Genomic DNA, 17,021 nt, shown 5'->3' on the forward strand with positions numbered 1-17,021 from the left:
ATTCTAAATTTTGTGTTTTTTTTAACTCTAATTTAGAATAATTTTATTAGCCAAATATAATGTGATTTTTTTAAAAAAACTCGATAAACTGCATAAAAAACAGATAAAGTGCATTAAAATAATTAAAATTAAGATAAGTATTACAAATTTTAGTAAAAATAATAATCTGCCTGTCTTAGATTATATAAAATAGATTTATTATAAAAACTAAAAATGGTATTTCAATCAAAAAAAAAAATTTGTAAAAAACAGGGACGATCGATTTTCGATTAGCTAAACTTTGGAGTGAAAATTAAAATCCTTCGAAAACGCCCAATCCAAATAAGGCAAAATCATATTTTACGGGATCATTTGCATCGAATTCACGAAGTTTTAGATCCAGTTCAGCTAATGCTTTTCCATCATTTTGTTTTCTTGTAAGCAATCCTAATTTTCGGGCTACATTACCAGAATGCACATCTAAGGGGCAGGATAAAGAAGCGGGTGAAATACTTTTCCAGATTCCTAAATCAACTCCTTTGTTGTCCTGGCGTACCATCCATCGGAGAAACATATTAATTCGTTTCGCTGCCGAATTATTCAAGGGATCCGAAATGTGTTTTTGGGTTCTATACTGATGTGGAATTTCGAAGAATGTCTTTTTAAATTCCGAAATGCTTTTTTGCATCGTTGTTAACTCTTGGTTTATAGCAAATACGGATTCTAATCCGCCATGATTTTGGTAGATGTTTTTGAGGCTTCTGATAAAACTGGCAAAGTCCTGCCCGTTAAAAGTCCGATGGACAAAAGATTCTAATCGTTCCATATCATTTTCAGTATGCGACATAACAAAATCGTACGGTGCATTTCCCATTAAATCCATCATTTTATGGGAATTTTTGATAATCATTTTTCGATTTCCCCAAGCAATTATAGCGCTTAGAAAACCAGCTATTTCAATATCTTCTTTTTGTGAAAACAAATGAGGAATTTGTACCGGATCACTTTCTATGAAGTCAAGTGTGTTGTACTGTATCGTTTTTTCGTCAAGGAAAGATTTTAGTTCAGATTGATTCATAATTGAAACGCAGGTGCTACGGATTTAAAATTAATGACGGATTATGATCACCTAGTTTGGCCCCTATAGCAGTGGAAATCCGTTTCCTTTTTTCTTTAAAAAGGAAATGCTTATCTCACCAAGTTTCTATTTTATTTTGATGTTCAATAAATTCCATTTAAAGTGTATTGATGAAGCGGGTTCTACTGACTAATCAATCCATCTACCATTACTAATTTTCGATCGGCCATATTCGCTAATTCTTCATTATGTGTCACAATCACAAAGGTTTGGCCAAATTCATCACGTAATTTAAAAAATAATTGATGCAGGTTTTCAGCTGATGCTGTATCGAGATTTCCTGAAGGTTCGTCGGCAAAAATGATCGCTGGCTTGTTGATTAATGCTCTTGCAACTGCCACACGTTGCTGTTCACCACCAGAAAGTTCATTGGGTTTGTGGTTCATACGATGGGAAAGGCCAAGATAGGTTAAGAGTTTTTCAGCTTCTATTTCTGTTTCCACTTTGGATTTATTGGCGATAAAAGCGGGAATGCAAACATTTTCCAGCGCAGTAAATTCAGGTAATAATTGGTGAAATTGGAATATGAAACCTAAATTTAAATTTCTGAATTTAGACAAGGTTTTGTCATTCATGGTCAGAATATCTTCGTCATTGATGCGTAATTCGATTGTGTTTTCGACCGTAGGTTTGTCTAAAGTTCCCAGGATTTGTAAAAGTGTTGTTTTTCCGGCACCAGAAGCACCCACGATAGATACAATTTCACCTTTTTGAATATGCAAATCAACTCCTTTCAACACATGTAGTTGGTCGTAATATTTATGTAGATTTTTGGCGTATATCATTTTGAAACTGTTTTCACAAAGAAACAAAGATTTTAATGATTATTAAATGGTTCGCACTATATTTTCCATTAGCAAATTATAAACTTTAGTTAATATGCCATAATCGCTTGCGATTATTAGATTAAATTTGGTTTTAGATTATTGGTACTACGAACCCAAAATGAGATTTTTTTCAAATGAAATAAACTAATAAATGGAAATGGAACAAGGAATGGAAGTTGCCACTTTTGCCGGCGGTTGTTTTTGGTGTACTGAAGCAGTTTTTTTAGAATTAAAGGGTGTGAAAACTGTAGTTTCGGGCTATATAGGCGGAGCAACAATTAATCCTACCTATAAGGATATTTGCAATGGCGATACCGGTCACGCAGAGGCGATTCAAATTACTTTTGATCCTGATGTGATCGGTTATGGTGAACTGTTGGAAATATTTTTTGCAACGCATGACCCCACTACTTTGAACCGTCAGGGAAATGATATTGGTACCCAATACCGCAGTGAAATATTCTATAGTAATGAAAATCAGAAAGAGTTAGCCGAAGCGTATATTGCTTTGATGAGAAGAGAAAATACATTTGGAGAACCAATTGTTACCGTAGTTTCGCCGGCTACATTATTTTATGAAGCGGAGGATTATCATCAGAATTATTATAATCAGAATAAATTGCAAGGGTATTGCAGTTATGTAATTACACCAAAAGTTGAAAAACTGAAGAAAATCTTTAAAGACAAGCTCAAAAATTAATTGGCATTAGATTTGTATGATTTGGAATAACAATTCTAAAAAAGATGATAAAAAAAATACAAGTTGACCAAACAGCTAATAAAAACAGAAATCTTTTTCTGGGTATATTATTTGATGCAATAGGAATGTTGTCGTTTACGGTTCCATTGGTTGGAGAGTTCTCCGATGTAGTTTGGGCGCCAATTGCAGGTTATTTAATGACAACAATGTATAAAGGGACTGTTGGAAAAGTTGGGGGAGTAGTTGCTTTCCTGGAAGAAATACTACCATTTTCAGATTTTATACCAACATTTACCTTGACATGGATTTACAACTATGTAATTAAAAATAAAAATGCCTCGTAGAGGTATTTTTTATTCATTAAAAAGAAATCCTAATCCCATTCGTTTTAGCATTTTTTTTTCGAAAGTCCAAAAGAATTTAAATTGTCCAAAAAGAAATCCTATTAAGACTAAAAGTACTTGATATAGAGGAAAAATTAATAATAATCGAACAGGAGTGAACCAATAGCCTAAATCTGGTTTTGTAATTCCCAACCAAAAACAAAATGGTTTTGATAACCAGGCTGAAGCCGAACCCGTAATTGCAAAAACAATAAATATAATTGTAAGTTGGAAATTGGTTTCAATTCCCCAACGTTTTTTTAAATCGCTCATTTTTATTTATAATGATTACAAATATAGCAACATTATCTTGAGGGAACATAACCAAAGAGTTTTTGTTTGTAGGTATTTTGAAAATAAATAAAGTAATTGTATAGCAAATAATTTACTTCGTAACCATAATTAATGTTAGAATCATAGTTAATAGTCATTTCATAAAGATTGGGGTCATACAGCTGTGGTTGTAAAACGCGGCTATTCCATTCGCTGACATAAATTTGATTTTTGTTTTCCAGATAGCTTTGGGAATGATACCCTCTGGGATAAGCTCTTGAATTAATCCAAGTGCTAAAGCCGGGGTCAATTATTATCACTTCATACTGTAGTTCGTCATTGGCAATTCTGACAGTATCGCTTTGAGGAATTGTTTTATCTAATTTGGAAAAAGTAGATTTTGAAGATTTACAACTAAAAAGCGAAATTAAAATAATCACTAATATGTAGAAACTATTTTTCATGATAAAAAAATTGAGAACTAAAGTTACAAAATTAAACGACTAGTTTTTAGTGTTTTAACAAAAAAAATCATTTGCTAAAAGTAAATGATTTTTATAGTGCCTTTTGATTGCTATTGTTTTTCAAAGAGTTTACCGAGGGTGCCTCCTAAACCATTACTTTTTTTGTTTACAGCCGACATTACATCCCCCAGATCTACTTTGCCATCGGCGTTTTGGTCTAAGCCAAATTGACTGCCGTATTTTGAAATAGCATCCATAATTCCGGCATTTTGACTACTATCTGCAGCAATAGATCCAATAATATCAGCAATTTGAAAACTGGAGTCATTTGGATCTTTCGCTTTTCCAATGAGGGAATCTAAAATTTGCGGGATTAAATTTCCTGCAACTCCAGAAGCTGCGGAATGATCCAGTCCGAATTTTTCTCCAAGATTTCCCGTAAGCTGTTTCGTTAATTTTTGAACCACCGGATTTAAAGGGTCCTGGGCATTATTTCCTTGGAATAATTCTGCCAATTGTTCCACACCGCCTTCTGAAGCTATTTTTTGTAATCCTGTAAAAATGGAACTACCAGCCTCAGTAATAACCGTCTCATTATGCTCATTTGGAACAGCGTTGTTTTTAACAACTGACTCGAGTCCAAATTGTTGTGCTAATTGTTTTAATTGTTCAAACATGTTATTTGATTTAAATTAGAAATCAAATTTAATTAAAAAAAGGGATTTATTAACGAAAGTTAATAATCCCTTTTTACTATATAATACAAAAAATACTAGTCTAATAAACTAATGATTTGCTGCGCTAATTCAGTACCGATTCTATCTTGTGCTTCTCCTGTTGCAGCTCCAATATGAGGAGTCATTGAGATTTTATGATGCATCAAAAGAGCCATTGCCGGAGTTGGTTCGTTTTCAAAAACATCTAATCCAGCGAACAATACTTTACCGCTATCTAATGCTTTTACTAATGCAACTTCATCAATAACACCACCTCGAGCACAGTTTACAATACCAACACCATCTTTCATAATTGCCAGTTCTTTCTCTCCAATGATGTAACCATCTTGAGCAGGAACGTGCAATGTTATGAAATCAGCTTCTTTGAATAAAGATTCCAATGATTGAGAAACGATATTTGTAGTGATAGACTGACCGTCAAAAAAATCAACTTTAACATCAACTTCTGGGATAAACATGTCAGCGGCAATCACTTTCATGCCTAAACCTAATGCCATTTTAGCAGTAGCTTGACCAATACGTCCAATTCCTACAACACCAAGAGTTTTTCCTCTTAATTCAATTCCGTTTGCATATGCTTTTTTCAAACCTTCAAAGTTTGTATCTCCTTCAAGAGGCATATTTCTATTAGAATCGTGTAAAAAACGGACACCAGAAAATAAATGCGCAAAAACCAATTCTGCCACTGATTCTGATGAGGACGCAGGTGTGTTGATTACGTGGATTCCTTTGCTTTTAGCATAATCCACATCAATATTATCCATTCCTACACCACCACGACCGATAATTTTCAATCCTGGGCAAGCATCGATAATATCTTTGCGCACTTTAGTTGCACTACGCACTAACACTACACTCACATTGTTTTCATTTACAAAATTAGCCACTTGTTCTTGTGCTACTTTTGTAGTTATAACTTCAAATCCACCTTTTTCTAAAGCTAGAATTCCACTTTTAGAAATTCCGTCATTGGCTAATACTTTCATTTTTTATGTCATTGCGAGGAGCGAAGCGATCCCATCCTCATATTAAGTTATTATTTTATTTTTTAGGAGCTTACCTGTTATCGGTTGCACTCTTTTTATTTTAAAGAAAAGTAAAAAAGGATTTTTACTGCCAAGGGCATTTAGTACTTTTACTAAACTTTTGCTTCTAATTCTTTCATTACGTCAACCAATACCTGAACACTTTCTAATGGAAGTGCATTGTACATTGAAGCTCGGTAACCACCGACTGAACGATGTCCTGGTAATCCGGATATCCCTGCTGCTTTCCACATGGCATCAAATGTTTCTGCATGAGCAGTATCATTCAATAAGAAAGTGGCATTCATGTTGGAACGATCTTCAACAACTGCAGCCCCTTTGAATAATGGGTTTCTGTCAATTTCTCCATAAAGTAATGCTGCTTTAGCATTATTTATTTTTTCAATTGCAGCAATACCTCCAAGGTTTTTCAGCCATTGTAAAGTCAGTAATGAAGCATAAACTGGGAAAACAGGTGGTGTATTATACATACTTTCTGCTTTGATATGTTTAGTATAATCCAGCATACTTGGGATTATTCTGCCATTTTTACCTAAAATTTCCTCTTTAACAACAACCAAAGTGGTTCCTGCCGGACCCATGTTTTTTTGTGCTCCTGCATAAATCAAATCAAATTTGGAAAAATCCAGTTCTCTTGAAAATATGTCAGAACTCATATCACATACAATGGGCATATCAAGTGATGGGAATTCCTTCATTTGTGTGCCAAAAATGGTATTATTACTGGTGCAATGGAAATAATCGGCATCAGAAGGTACGGTGTATCCTTTTGGAATATGATTGTAATTTTGTTCTTTTGATGAAGCGACAACAACGGTATCGCCAAAAAGTTTGGCTTCTTTTATAGCTGCTGTTGCCCAGGTTCCTGAGTCAAGATAAGCAGATTTCCCACCTTCTTTCATCAAGTTATAAGGAGCCATAATGAATTCTAAACTAGCTCCGCCAGCAAGAAATAAAGCTTGATATCCTTTGCCTTCTAGGCCTAAAAGTTCAATAACAAGAGCTCTTGCTTGATCCATAACGGCAACGAAATCTTTGCTTCTGTGCGAAATTTCTAAAATGGATAAACCAGAATTGTTGAAATTTAAAATAGCTTGTGCTGATTTTTCAAAAACTTCTTGTGGTAAAATACAAGGTCCTGCGCTGTAGTTGTGTTTTTTCATGGTGTAGTTTAAGTCCAAAAAATTAAAGTGCAAATTTCGGCAATAGGAGTTTAAAAAGCGTTAAATAATTCGAAAAAATTAAACAATTTTTGACTATATTGTTAGCAAAAACGAAATAGTATCGACGTTATCTGCATAATTCCACAATTTAGGTTTTTGCGTTTGTCCAAAATCAACACTGTTTTCTATCAGATTATTACTTACAATACACTGAATTTTTTCGTTTTCAGCTTCCAGTCTCATTTGTAAATCAGTGATATCGTCGTAAAATTCATAAAACACACTGGAAATAGGGGAGGCATGACTTTTATCTTCTTTGATTGTTAAAAATCCATTGTCCAGCAATTTAAAATTACTCATCAGGAAAACGGCTTTATTGTAATCATAATTGTTGGCATATTTTTCATAGTGGATAACATCCTGATACTCAAATATGGCTTCAAAAAAGGCATCGAAAACATAGCCTTTTGGGACAAAAATTTTAGAGACATTACGACATCCTAAACCAAAGTATCGGAATATATCTTCACCTAAAGCGCTTAATTGTTCTGTCGTCTCTTTTCCATTCAGAATTGCAATAGAATTCCTGCTTTTTCTGATTATGCAAGGTTTGTCTTTAAAGTAATATTCAAAATAACGAGCGGTATTAGTACTTCCTGTTGCTATTACGGCGTCATAATTTTCTAATTTACCCGCAACAAAAGTTATTTTATTAGCCAGCTGTGGGTCAACGGCGATGAGATACTTTGCTAAAAACGGCAATAATTGTTGGTCATTTGAGGATGTTTTTACCAGTACACTATGTCCTGTGATTAAAACTGATAAGAAATCATGAAAACCAACCAGTGGAATATTTCCGGCAAGAATTAACGCAATATTTTTAGGCTGATTTGTTGGGATATTATAAGCAGAAAGCCATTGGTTTAAATTTTCTTCAGTTAGCGCTTCTGCCCAGGACTGAATCGAAAAAAAAACTTGTTCAGGCGTATACCATCCATTGTGAGATTGTGATAATTTTATTAATTCGATAAAATCATCAAAAAATAGATCGTTATGCAAAACAGTTGATTTCTTACAAGAATTATCTTCGGAAAATTGACTTATAAACTTTCCTAATTCGATAAAACTTTGTTTTTTTTCGTTTTGTAACATAAGTAACTTGTATATGAATAGTTTTGATTGTAATTTTGCACAAAAATAAGCTATAATAAGTTATAAGTCAAAAGAGAAAAATTTGTTAAATAGTTTTATCTCAAAAGACATAGCTTTTAACTCATAAAAAGATAAAAGATGGCAATTATAATAACAGACGAATGTATCAATTGTGGTGCTTGTGAACCAGAATGCCCAAATACTGCAATATATGAAGGAGCGGATGACTGGAGATATAAGGATGGAACAAAACTTAAGGGGAAAGTAATTTTACCTGATGGTACGGCAGTTGATTCGGATGAAGCTCAAACTCCAATTTCTGACGAAATATATTACATAGTTCCAGGGAAATGTACGGAATGTAAAGGTTTTCATGATGAACCGCAATGTGCTGCAGTATGTCCGGTGGATTGTTGTATTCCGGATGAAAATCACGTGGAAACCGAAGAAACGCTGCTAAACAGACAAGCATTTTTGCATAATGAATAGCTCTTCTTTAAAGCATAAAAAATCCTGAGTGTTCGCTCAGGATTTTTTTTGCTTTAAAGTAAAGTATGTTACTTTTTGATAATAACATACGTTTCAACAGTTACTTTATCTGTTTTATCATCATAAGATTCTAAAACTAGATTTCCATTAGCATCAAAATAGCCGTATGATGTTTTATTTTTAGACTTGTAGATATAATTGTTATTTGATGTTCTTCTTAAAATCGCAGCCTTTTTACTGTTTGGCAAATACATCGTATAGCCGCTGTTGTCTATTGTAAACTGGTATTTTGCACCATTTAAATTGTAATAGGCAGAACGGTCAACATCAATTACTTTTGTCGTTCCATCTGCGGTTACTGCAGTTGTTGCAGTCACCTGAACGGGAGATTCTTTTACTTCTTTATTCAAAACATTAGAATCGGCATCTTTTAATTCTATATTTTGAACTTCTTTAACTTCCTGCGTTTTGATTAATTGTTTTTCTCCTTCAGAATCTTTAACCTTTGTAATTGTTGTTTTAACTTCTGACTTTACATTTTGATTTTGTGCTTGAATAGTTAGTGACAGTAAAAAAGCTGCCGTTCCTAAAATTATAGTTTTCATGATATTTATTTTAAAAATTTATATATAACAAACCTACAATTAGTTGATTGTAAAATTGTTATAGAATTTGTTTAAAAAATTACATTATTCACATGAAATGCTAAGTGGTTTACTCGGAATCTATTTTTGTTTTTTTTCTTGCAACAATCACATAGGTATCATAAGCATATGTTTTTCGATCCATTGTTTTAATGATTTCAAAATTATTTAAATATAAAAACAATTGTATTTCATTTAGGGTAAATACACGAACAGTTGAAAAATCGTCCGCAATTATTTCTTTTTCATCATTTTTAAAAGCATAATATTGTGCGGTCCATTCCAGCATAAAATTATCTAATAGAGTCGTTTTCCAATTGCTGTTTCTGTAGTATTTTATTCCTTCGTAGGTTGCTTCGTGAACTATAACCTGATTTTCTTTGGCAAAGGGGATAAACCGATTAGCATCGATAAAGTCAAAAATGACAATTCCATCTTTATTTAGGTTTTTATAAATAGAATCAAAAGTACTGTTTACATCGTCATTTGTTATTAAATAGCTAGTGGAACGTCCCGTAATTAGTATCGAATCGACTGGTTTCTCCAATTCGAATTGTCTCATGTCACCATGAATGAATAGGCAATTTTTGTTTCTTTGTTTGGCTATCGCAATCATACTTAGGCTATAATCCAAACCAATATAATTTTGATTGTTTTCCTGAAATCTTTTTGCAAGATTACCTGTGCCACTGCCAATTTCCAGGATAGTTTTACAATGATTTTCCAAGATTAGATTGTTGTAAAACTGATATTCCTCATCATAATCAATGAAGGTTTGATACATAGCATCAAAAATAGCTGCCATTTTTCCGTCATAAAGATGTGTCATGATATTTGTTTGTTGAAGTAATAAATTTAAGAAAAATAACCGAAATAAAAAAAGGACTACCGAAAGATAGCCCTTTTGAAATCATTGGTGAACCGAATTAAAATTTATAGTTCAGAGATAAACTAAACATAGTTCCTAACTGACTAAAATGGAAACCATCATAAGTCATCATAGAATAACGTTGGTTAAACGTAATCAAGTCAGATTGTTCTTTGATAGCAACAGCATTGTTGATAAGAGCTGTTCCATTGGCATTTTCGGCCTTAAAGTGCCATTCTGGTGTAATATTGAATAGATTGTTTACATTTAAAGCTACTGTTAATTTTTCGGTAGCATTAAAACTAATTCCTAAATCTGTAACCATTTTGGTTTTAAATTCAATTCTTAAATCATTACTTAAACCGTCATTTTTAAATTTTGTTGGTCCAAAGACCGTATTGTTTAAAGAGAAAGCAAATTTGCCAATTTCATAATCTCCGCCTATTATGTATTTGAATTTTGGTCTAGAGGTAAAAAGCAAAGCTTCCTGAGTAGCACTCAATACCGTTTTGCCTATTGCAGCTACGCTTGCAGGGTTATGAACAGCACCATCTCTTTCGTTTTTGATCGTGTAGTTTCCGGATAAATTAAGTCCTAATTTACCTGAACCTAGTGTAATGTTTCTATATCCGGTAACTAAGTCAAGTCCAGATGTTTTTGTATCCATGGCATTAACAAAGAAAGCCTGTCCTCCACTACCAAAGTCAATTTTCTCCCCTAAAATAATCCTGTCCTTAACTTTAATGTTGTAATAATCTAAAGTGAAATTGAAGTTTCTGGTTGGTTTAAATCCAAAACCAATAGTCAAGTTTTCAGATTTTTCAGCATCTAATTTAGGAATTCCGTTTATTCTTGCGGCGGTTGATACGTTATTAATGATTCCTGTAATAACAATGGCTCCACCTGCCTGGAACGATGATTGTGATTTTTGAGTATAAATTTGGTGTAAAGATGGTGCTCTGAAACCAGTAGAAATAGAACCTCTCAAGGTAAATTTATCGTCGGAAAATTTATATCTTGAACTTAATTTCCAAACTGTTGCTCCACCAAAATCACTGTATTCTTCATGACGAATAGTTCCGTTTACTAAAAAGTCTTTGGTGAAATCGACTGCAACGTCTAAATAAGCTCCCACATTGTAACGATTGAATTTTCCTGAATTTTCAGGAGTATTTCCCTGGAATGAATCTGCACCGAAATCACCTTCATATGATGCTTTATCTCCAGCAATAACTTCAAAATTCTCAGTTCTAAATTCAGAGCCAAACCCAATACTTATTTTGTCTGAAATTGCTTTTGAAATATCAATATTACCAACAAGATGGTTAAATGAAGAGCCTCCTGGTTTGAAAGAGATTGGACTATTTTCTTTGTATTTATTTGTATAAATAGCAAGGCCGGTATTTGGATCTTTTTCAGGAAGTCCCGTTGCAGGATCTATTTTGTAAATTCTTACGTCTGATCTGTTTTGAGAATTTTCTACAGTGTAGGTTTGTTTGTTACCTCCAGTTGTCAAACTGATATCGGTATTCCATCCATTTTTTTTGTTTTTAAAACCTAATGTGGCATTATAATCTCCCAAGTCCCCAACAAAGGTTGGTACGTACCCCTGATAAGAAGCTGGAGTCCCATCACCAAATAAATCAGCTAAATAAGGATTTGATGGATCTAAAGTTCTCCAGTAAGGGGTTCTGTAGTTGGCAAAGGAATTTACTTTCTTGTATACGTAAGCTGCATTGTAATATAGTTGGGTATTTTCACTTAAATCATTTCCTCCATTTACTTCAAATTTTGCAGCGGCAGTTTCTGGAGATCCATTGATGTTTCCGGCATCAGGATGTTTGGCAAGGAAAGCCTGTACGTCGGCAAGAGGGGCGCCAAAACCAGTGTTTCCATCAGCCTCAGCTGCGGCATCCACTTTTCCGGGTCTGTTGGCAAGTTCAGTTTTAGAGAAATCAATGGTATAGTTTACAAATCCCTTTTCTCCTACAGTAGAACCATTGTTGACACTCAGGCCTAGCATTTCTCCATCACCTTCAGCGGTAATTCCACTTCTTAGCGTTACAGAGCCATTCCCTGTGTTTTTTTTCAAGATAATATTCATAACCCCTGCAATAGCATCAGACCCATATTGAGCAGATGCTCCATCACGCAGAATCTCAACTCTTTCTATAGCGTCAGTAGGTATTGCAGAAATATCGGCGCCTGTTTCCCCCCGCCCAGGAGAGGTTTGTACATATACTAATGCACTCATGTTTTTACGTTTTCCGTTGATAAGGATTAAGGTTCTGCTTGGTCCCATATTTCTAATTTCATATGGATCAAGCAATGAAGTTGCATCATTTACAGGTGTTTGGACCGTGTTAAAAGATGGGATTTTGTATTGTAGTGCTTTGTCAAAAGTAGCTTGCCCTGTAGAAGCCAAGTCTTTTGAAGACAATACATCAATAGGAAGTGCGGTTGTTGTGTTACTTCTTGGAGCAGTTCTTGTACCGGTAACTACTACTTCTTCAAGGTTTTGCCCTCCTTCTTCAGCTAATACTACATTTATTGTAGGGCTTGTAGCTGCTTTTTCTACTTTATTGAATCCCACATAACTAAAAACTAAAGTAGCATCTTCTTTAACTTTTATTTTATAGGCGCCATTCATATCGGTTGCGACTCCGTTGCTTGTCCCTTTCTCGGTAATGTTAACGCCTGGTAATCCGGCGCCAGCATTATCTTTTACTACACCAGAGATTTCTTTTTGAGCAAAAAGAAACGTGACGTTTAATAGAAATAATAATAGTGTAAACTTTTTCATAAATAGTTGATTTTGGTTTTTGTTTGGTTTGAAATTCATTGCAATATAATTTTTTTTTAACAAAATATTAGCATTTCGTTTGATTTTTTATAAATACTGTTAATATTCTAAAAAATATTAAAAAAATTGTTATACCAATAAATTGTTGCAAAGAATAATAGCGTATTGATAAAATGGTAAAAAAATGCAATGCCCAATACATAAATGTATTGATTATGCTATCAAACATTTATTAAATCTTATATTTGCAAACTTTTAAAGTGAATTCTAAAACTTTTAACAGGAGACTGTTATATGTAAACAAAAATAGCATGAAGAATGGCGTTGCCATATTTCATTAAAAACAAATATTATCGACACATGAAAGCAGGAATTGTAGGATTACCGAATGTTGGAAAATCAACATTATTCAATTGTTTATCAAATGCAAAAGCGCAAAGTGCTAACTTTCCTTTTTGTACTATCGAACCCAATATAGGTGTTGTGAATGTTCCTGATTCCAGAATTGAAAAACTGGAAGAATTGGTAAAGCCGGAACGTGTCCAAATGGCAACGGTAGATATCGTAGATATTGCAGGATTGGTAAAAGGAGCCAGTAAAGGAGAAGGTTTAGGGAACCAATTCCTTGGAAACATTAGAGAGTGTAATGCGATTATTCACGTTTTGCGTTGTTTTGATAACGATAACATTGTTCACGTTGACGGAAATGTAAATCCAATTCGTGACAAAGAAACGATTGATATCGAATTGCAATTGAAAGATTTGGAGAATGTTGAAAAACGTTTAGAAAAAGTAAAACGTGCTGCTAAAACTGGAAATAAAGAAGCAATTGTTGAAGAAGCATTGTTAAACAGGATCAGAGAAACACTGCTTCAGGCTAAATCAGTCAGAACTGTAACTCCACAAAATAATGATGAAGAAGTTTTGATGGAAGGTTTCCAATTGATTACGGCAAAACCAGTATTATATGTTTGTAATGTTGACGAAAGTTCAGCCGTTAACGGAAATAAGTATGTGGATCAGGTTCGCGAATTGGTTAAAGACGAAGATGCTGAAGTCATTGTACTTTCCGTAGGTGCTGAGGCTGATATTACAGAATTAGAAAGCTATGAAGAGCGTCAGGTTTTTTTAGAAGATATGGGGTTACAGGAGCCGGGTGCGTCTGTATTGATTCGTGCAGCTTACAAATTATTGAAACAACAAACCTATTTTACAGCGGGAGTTAAAGAAGTTCGTGCCTGGACTATCAATATTGGGGCAACTGCACCACAGGCTGCCGGAGTTATCCACACTGATTTCGAAAAAGGATTTATTCGCGCCGAAGTTATTGCTTATGAAGATTTCGTTCATTACGGTTCAGAAGCAAAATGTAAAGAAGCAGGAAAATTCAAAGTAGAAGGAAAAGAATATATTGTAAAAGATGGCGATGTAATGCATTTTAGATTTAATGTATAGCATACCGGGTTAATTATCAGATATAAAAAACGACCTACAAAGTAAATTTGTAGGTTTTTTTTTGTTTTTGACAAATCATTTTTGTTACTTTATGAGCCCAAATCGAAAAAAAAGGTAACCATGGAACTTCAACAAGTCATTATTAATGATAAAAAGGAAGAGAAGGTTCTTTTTTCTTCCAAAGGTTTTAACTCCGAAAAAGCAAATCTAGTACTGGCTTTTGGAGAAAGAGTTTTTTTAGATGGTATACTGCCCTATAAAAAAATAAAAAAATTATACCCGGGTGCAGATATTGTTATTTGTTCCACTTCAGGGCAAATTTCTAATGCCAATTTAATTGAAAATAACATTGTCGCTACCGCAATAAACTTTGAAAAAACAGCTATAAAAGTTTCGGAAATTGACATTTTTAAAAATTCGGATATTCATGAGTTGGGGAATACAATTGAAAGAGACTTTTTTAATAAAGATTTAAAATCGATACTTATTCTCTCGGAAGGTAGTTTTGTTAACGGGACTGAACTGATAAACGAATTAGTAAAACAAACTAAAGGCATAATTCCTATTTTTGGAGGTCTGGCCGGCGATGAATATAAATTTGAAAAAACTATTGTAGGTTTAAACAGCGATGCCTCTCCAGGTAAAATTGTAGCTGTCGGATTTTATGGGAATGCGATTCATTTTGGTTTTGGCTCTAAAGGTGGCTGGAGTGATTTCGGTCCGGAAAGAGAGGTTACGCTTTCAGAAAACAATGTGTTGTACAAAATAGGGGATAGGTTTGCATTAGATCTATACAAAGAATATTTAGGAAAATATGCCGAAGAATTGCCTGGCTCGTCCTTGTATTTTCCGCTTTCCATGAAAGAAAATAAAAATGCCGAACCAATTGTAAGGACTATTTTGTCGATAGATGAAGAAAAAAAATCAATGACATTTGCCGGGAATATTCCTCAAGGATCTTTCGTTCGATTGATGAAAGGAAATTTAGATAAAATCATAGATGCTTCTTACAGCGCCGCTTTGCAAATATTTTCGAAGCAATCAGTTAAACCGGAATTGGTATTGTTGGTGAGTTGCGTGGGAAGAAAAATTGTTCTGGGCAATAGAATTGAAGAAGAACTTGAAGTTGTAAAAGAGGTTTTTGGCGAAGATACACTGGTCTGTGGTTTTTACTCTTACGGTGAAATTTCGCCAACACTTAAGAAGGTAGCCTGTGAGTTACATAATCAAACGATGACAATTGCAACTATTTATGAAGAACTGTAATGGAGAAAGAAAACATACACAGGCAGCTTAACAGGCAAATAAAAAAATATTTTTCAGAAGACTTCATTGTGGATAATGAAGCCGTCCAAGATTTTATTGAAGTTGTAAATCTCTCGTATTTGAATTTTGAAAAAGATGCTGAATTATTTGAACAATCTGCCCGTTTGAATGATTTGGAATATTATGAAATAAATCAGAAATTAAAATCAGAACTAGAAAAAAAAGAAAACATACAGAACAAGTTAATTCAAGCCATAAAGCAATTAAACAGCAATGAGATAAAGCTGGAGAGCGGAGACGGATTAATCGATTTGCTGCAAATCCTGCGTAATGAAATAGAATCTAAGAAAGAGTTTCAGGATCAATTGTATTTGGCAAAATCGAATGCTGAAAAAGCAAATGAAGCCAAGTCTGATTTTCTTTCTATCATGAGTCATGAAATCCGAACTCCTTTAAATGCAATCATTGGTTTGATTTACATTATGGAGAAAGAAAATACGTTAAGTAGTTTTCGGGAAAATCTGGAGGTTTTAAAGTATTCAGCGCAAAATTTATACATGCTTATAAACGATATTCTGGATTTTAATAAAATAGAAGCAGGGAAAATTGATCTTGAAAAAATTCCGTTTGATTTTAGGGAATTAGTTTTACATATCGAAAAATCTTTGGAGATAAAGGCATCAGAAAATTTAAATAGAATTGAGGTAATTATTGATGACAATTTTATTCCAAACGTAATTAGCGATCCTTTAAGGATTGGTCAAATTATTACAAATTTAGTTTCAAATGCTATAAAATTCACTAAAAATGGATTGATTCAAATTAAAATAGATCAGATCCAACAGAGGGATAATATTTCTATTTTTAAAGTTCAAATTATCGATAACGGTATTGGAATTGACATCGCAAAGTTTAAAACGATATTTCAAAAGTTTGAACAGGCAGAGGCAAAAACCACCAGGCAATTTGGGGGGACGGGACTGGGTTTGGCAATAACAAAGAAACTACTCCATTTATTGAATTCTGATATCGAATTGCAAAGTGAAATAGGGATTGGTTCTAATTTTAGTTTTGTTTTGGAATTACCGATTTTTTCAACAAATTTTGAATTAAAGAGCACTATTGTCTATCATGATTATAAGGAAGAAAATCTAGAGGGATTAAAAGTTCTTTTGGTTGAGGATAATGTGATCAATATCAAAATTGCTGAGAAAATACTGAAACAATGGAATGTGAATGTTGATACTGCAGAGAATGGGCTTATTGCCATTGAAAAATTTAAATTAAATGCGTATGATATTATTTTAATGGATTTATCAATGCCGGTAATGGATGGTTATGAAGCAACAGCAATCATAAGAAGTACAAATGCCTTAATTCCAATTATTGCATTGACAGCCTCCTCTTCTTTTAATTATCTTGAAAAAGCGATACAGATTGGTGTAAATGAATATATGATAAAGCCATTCAACCCAAAAGAGTTAAATATGAAATTGAGAAAATATTATAAGAAATTCCTTTAACCCAAGTTGCAGGTCTTTAGCCCGAACTGCCACTGTCTATAAGTGATTCACTTTTTTTTATTTCCAGTTTGTGTACTACAGACTTTTTAGTAAACGGATAATATTTCAATT

At 33.6% G+C, this 17,021-nt stretch carries 17 protein-coding genes; 6 read left to right on the forward strand and 11 right to left on the reverse strand.

Going from position 1 to position 17,021, the window contains the following annotated elements; all coding sequences use genetic code 11:
• Positions 1 to 292: 292 nt before the first annotated feature.
• Both ACNQGH_RS18595 and ACNQGH_RS18600 read right to left on the reverse strand, forming a co-directional pair.
• Complete coding sequence (locus ACNQGH_RS18595; RefSeq protein WP_417957518.1) at positions 293 to 1,057, reverse strand: TIGR02757 family protein; 765 nt, start codon at positions 1,055 to 1,057, stop codon at positions 293 to 295.
• A gap of 182 nt (positions 1,058 to 1,239) precedes the next feature.
• Positions 1,240 to 1,902 (reverse strand): ABC transporter ATP-binding protein, encoded by a 663-nt coding sequence (locus tag ACNQGH_RS18600; protein ID WP_417957519.1) that lies wholly within the window; start codon positions 1,900 to 1,902, stop codon positions 1,240 to 1,242.
• A 193-nt stretch (positions 1,903 to 2,095) separates the two neighbouring features.
• On the opposite strand from ACNQGH_RS18600, the gene msrA reads away from it, so the two are divergent.
• Together msrA and ACNQGH_RS18610 are read left to right on the forward strand one after the other, a co-directional pair.
• Positions 2,096 to 2,644 (forward strand): peptide-methionine (S)-S-oxide reductase MsrA, encoded by a 549-nt coding sequence (msrA, locus tag ACNQGH_RS18605; RefSeq protein WP_417957520.1) that lies wholly within the window; start codon positions 2,096 to 2,098, stop codon positions 2,642 to 2,644.
• 44 nt (positions 2,645 to 2,688) lie between these two features.
• Positions 2,689 to 2,988 (forward strand): hypothetical protein, encoded by a 300-nt coding sequence (locus ACNQGH_RS18610; protein WP_417957521.1) that lies wholly within the window; start codon positions 2,689 to 2,691, stop codon positions 2,986 to 2,988.
• A 9-nt stretch (positions 2,989 to 2,997) separates the two neighbouring features.
• Here the strand turns inward: ACNQGH_RS18610 and ACNQGH_RS18615 are convergent, their stop codons facing one another.
• From ACNQGH_RS18615 to ACNQGH_RS18640, 6 genes are all read right to left on the reverse strand, one after another.
• A complete protein-coding gene (locus ACNQGH_RS18615; protein WP_417957523.1) occupies positions 2,998 to 3,300 on the reverse strand; it encodes a DUF6787 family protein in 303 nt (100 codons plus the stop codon).
• A 32-nt stretch (positions 3,301 to 3,332) separates the two neighbouring features.
• Positions 3,333 to 3,764: a DUF6146 family protein gene (locus tag ACNQGH_RS18620; protein WP_417957525.1), complete on the reverse strand. Its 432-nt coding sequence runs from the start codon at positions 3,762 to 3,764 to the stop codon at positions 3,333 to 3,335.
• 110 nt (positions 3,765 to 3,874) lie between these two features.
• Positions 3,875 to 4,441 (reverse strand): hypothetical protein, encoded by a 567-nt coding sequence (locus tag ACNQGH_RS18625; RefSeq protein WP_417957526.1) that lies wholly within the window; start codon positions 4,439 to 4,441, stop codon positions 3,875 to 3,877.
• Between the two features lie 95 nt (positions 4,442 to 4,536).
• Entirely contained in the window at positions 4,537 to 5,487 is a 951-nt protein-coding gene (locus ACNQGH_RS18630) for a D-2-hydroxyacid dehydrogenase (protein ID WP_417957527.1), read from the reverse strand.
• 152 nt (positions 5,488 to 5,639) lie between these two features.
• Positions 5,640 to 6,710 carry a 3-phosphoserine/phosphohydroxythreonine transaminase gene (gene serC / locus ACNQGH_RS18635; RefSeq protein WP_417957528.1) on the reverse strand — a complete coding sequence of 357 codons (1,071 nt, stop codon included), beginning with the start codon at positions 6,708 to 6,710 and terminating at the stop codon, positions 5,640 to 5,642.
• A gap of 93 nt (positions 6,711 to 6,803) precedes the next feature.
• Positions 6,804 to 7,862, reverse strand: coding sequence for an acyl-CoA reductase (locus ACNQGH_RS18640; protein ID WP_417957529.1), 1,059 nt, complete (start codon positions 7,860 to 7,862; stop codon positions 6,804 to 6,806).
• 138 nt (positions 7,863 to 8,000) lie between these two features.
• On the opposite strand from ACNQGH_RS18640, the gene ACNQGH_RS18645 reads away from it, so the two are divergent.
• Positions 8,001 to 8,351 (forward strand): 4Fe-4S dicluster domain-containing protein, encoded by a 351-nt coding sequence (locus ACNQGH_RS18645; RefSeq protein ID WP_417957530.1) that lies wholly within the window; start codon positions 8,001 to 8,003, stop codon positions 8,349 to 8,351.
• 68 nt (positions 8,352 to 8,419) lie between these two features.
• Here the strand turns inward: ACNQGH_RS18645 and ACNQGH_RS18650 are convergent, their stop codons facing one another.
• From ACNQGH_RS18650 to ACNQGH_RS18660, 3 genes are all read right to left on the reverse strand, one after another.
• Positions 8,420 to 8,956 carry a hypothetical protein gene (locus tag ACNQGH_RS18650; protein WP_417957531.1) on the reverse strand — a complete coding sequence of 179 codons (537 nt, stop codon included), beginning with the start codon at positions 8,954 to 8,956 and terminating at the stop codon, positions 8,420 to 8,422.
• 109 nt (positions 8,957 to 9,065) lie between these two features.
• A complete protein-coding gene (locus tag ACNQGH_RS18655) occupies positions 9,066 to 9,824 on the reverse strand; it encodes a class I SAM-dependent DNA methyltransferase (RefSeq protein WP_417957532.1) in 759 nt (252 codons plus the stop codon).
• A 97-nt stretch (positions 9,825 to 9,921) separates the two neighbouring features.
• On the reverse strand, positions 9,922 to 12,666 hold the full coding sequence (locus tag ACNQGH_RS18660; RefSeq protein ID WP_417957533.1) for a TonB-dependent receptor: 2,745 nt from the start codon (positions 12,664 to 12,666) through the stop codon (positions 9,922 to 9,924).
• A 360-nt stretch (positions 12,667 to 13,026) separates the two neighbouring features.
• On the opposite strand from ACNQGH_RS18660, the gene ychF reads away from it, so the two are divergent.
• The 3 genes from ychF to ACNQGH_RS18675 all read left to right on the forward strand — a co-directional run bounded on the left by ychF (position 13,027) and on the right by ACNQGH_RS18675 (position 16,910).
• The gene (ychF, locus tag ACNQGH_RS18665; RefSeq protein WP_417957534.1) at positions 13,027 to 14,121 is read left to right on the forward strand and encodes a redox-regulated ATPase YchF; all 1,095 of its coding nucleotides are present in this window, start codon (positions 13,027 to 13,029) and stop codon (positions 14,119 to 14,121) included.
• A 120-nt stretch (positions 14,122 to 14,241) separates the two neighbouring features.
• Complete coding sequence (locus ACNQGH_RS18670) at positions 14,242 to 15,387, forward strand: FIST signal transduction protein (protein WP_417957535.1); 1,146 nt, start codon at positions 14,242 to 14,244, stop codon at positions 15,385 to 15,387.
• Positions 15,387 to 16,910: a response regulator gene (locus tag ACNQGH_RS18675; protein WP_417957536.1), complete on the forward strand. Its 1,524-nt coding sequence runs from the start codon at positions 15,387 to 15,389 to the stop codon at positions 16,908 to 16,910. The genes ACNQGH_RS18670 and ACNQGH_RS18675 overlap by 1 nt, the downstream gene beginning before the upstream one ends.
• Positions 16,911 to 17,021: the final 111 nt, after the last annotated feature.

This window comes from Flavobacterium kochi (genome assembly GCF_048286715.1).
Taxonomy (GTDB): Bacteria; Bacteroidota; Bacteroidia; order Flavobacteriales; family Flavobacteriaceae; genus Flavobacterium.

What these genes read in the sequence shown, in the direction of transcription:
- ACNQGH_RS18625 (WP_417957526.1), bottom strand. Translation starts at nt 4,441, where the DNA reads ATGTTTGAACAATTAAAACAATTAGCACAACAATTTGGACTCGAGTCA.
- ACNQGH_RS18650 (WP_417957531.1), bottom strand. Translation starts at nt 8,956, where the DNA reads ATGAAAACTATAATTTTAGGAACGGCAGCTTTTTTACTGTCACTAACT.
- ACNQGH_RS18640 (WP_417957529.1), bottom strand. Translation starts at nt 7,862, where the DNA reads ATGTTACAAAACGAAAAAAAACAAAGTTTTATCGAATTAGGAAAGTTT.
- ACNQGH_RS18675 (WP_417957536.1), top strand. Translation starts at nt 15,387, where the DNA reads ATGGAGAAAGAAAACATACACAGGCAGCTTAACAGGCAAATAAAAAAA.
- ACNQGH_RS18630 (WP_417957527.1), bottom strand. Translation starts at nt 5,487, where the DNA reads ATGAAAGTATTAGCCAATGACGGAATTTCTAAAAGTGGAATTCTAGCT.
- ychF (WP_417957534.1), top strand. Translation starts at nt 13,027, where the DNA reads ATGAAAGCAGGAATTGTAGGATTACCGAATGTTGGAAAATCAACATTA.
- ACNQGH_RS18660 (WP_417957533.1), bottom strand. Translation starts at nt 12,666, where the DNA reads ATGAAAAAGTTTACACTATTATTATTTCTATTAAACGTCACGTTTCTT.
- msrA (WP_417957520.1), top strand. Translation starts at nt 2,096, where the DNA reads ATGGAAATGGAACAAGGAATGGAAGTTGCCACTTTTGCCGGCGGTTGT.
- ACNQGH_RS18595 (WP_417957518.1), bottom strand. Translation starts at nt 1,057, where the DNA reads ATGAATCAATCTGAACTAAAATCTTTCCTTGACGAAAAAACGATACAG.
- ACNQGH_RS18600 (WP_417957519.1), bottom strand. Translation starts at nt 1,902, where the DNA reads ATGATATACGCCAAAAATCTACATAAATATTACGACCAACTACATGTG.
- serC (WP_417957528.1), bottom strand. Translation starts at nt 6,710, where the DNA reads ATGAAAAAACACAACTACAGCGCAGGACCTTGTATTTTACCACAAGAA.
- ACNQGH_RS18620 (WP_417957525.1), bottom strand. Translation starts at nt 3,764, where the DNA reads ATGAAAAATAGTTTCTACATATTAGTGATTATTTTAATTTCGCTTTTT.
- ACNQGH_RS18610 (WP_417957521.1), top strand. Translation starts at nt 2,689, where the DNA reads ATGATAAAAAAAATACAAGTTGACCAAACAGCTAATAAAAACAGAAAT.
- ACNQGH_RS18670 (WP_417957535.1), top strand. Translation starts at nt 14,242, where the DNA reads ATGGAACTTCAACAAGTCATTATTAATGATAAAAAGGAAGAGAAGGTT.
- ACNQGH_RS18655 (WP_417957532.1), bottom strand. Translation starts at nt 9,824, where the DNA reads ATGACACATCTTTATGACGGAAAAATGGCAGCTATTTTTGATGCTATG.
- ACNQGH_RS18645 (WP_417957530.1), top strand. Translation starts at nt 8,001, where the DNA reads ATGGCAATTATAATAACAGACGAATGTATCAATTGTGGTGCTTGTGAA.
- ACNQGH_RS18615 (WP_417957523.1), bottom strand. Translation starts at nt 3,300, where the DNA reads ATGAGCGATTTAAAAAAACGTTGGGGAATTGAAACCAATTTCCAACTT.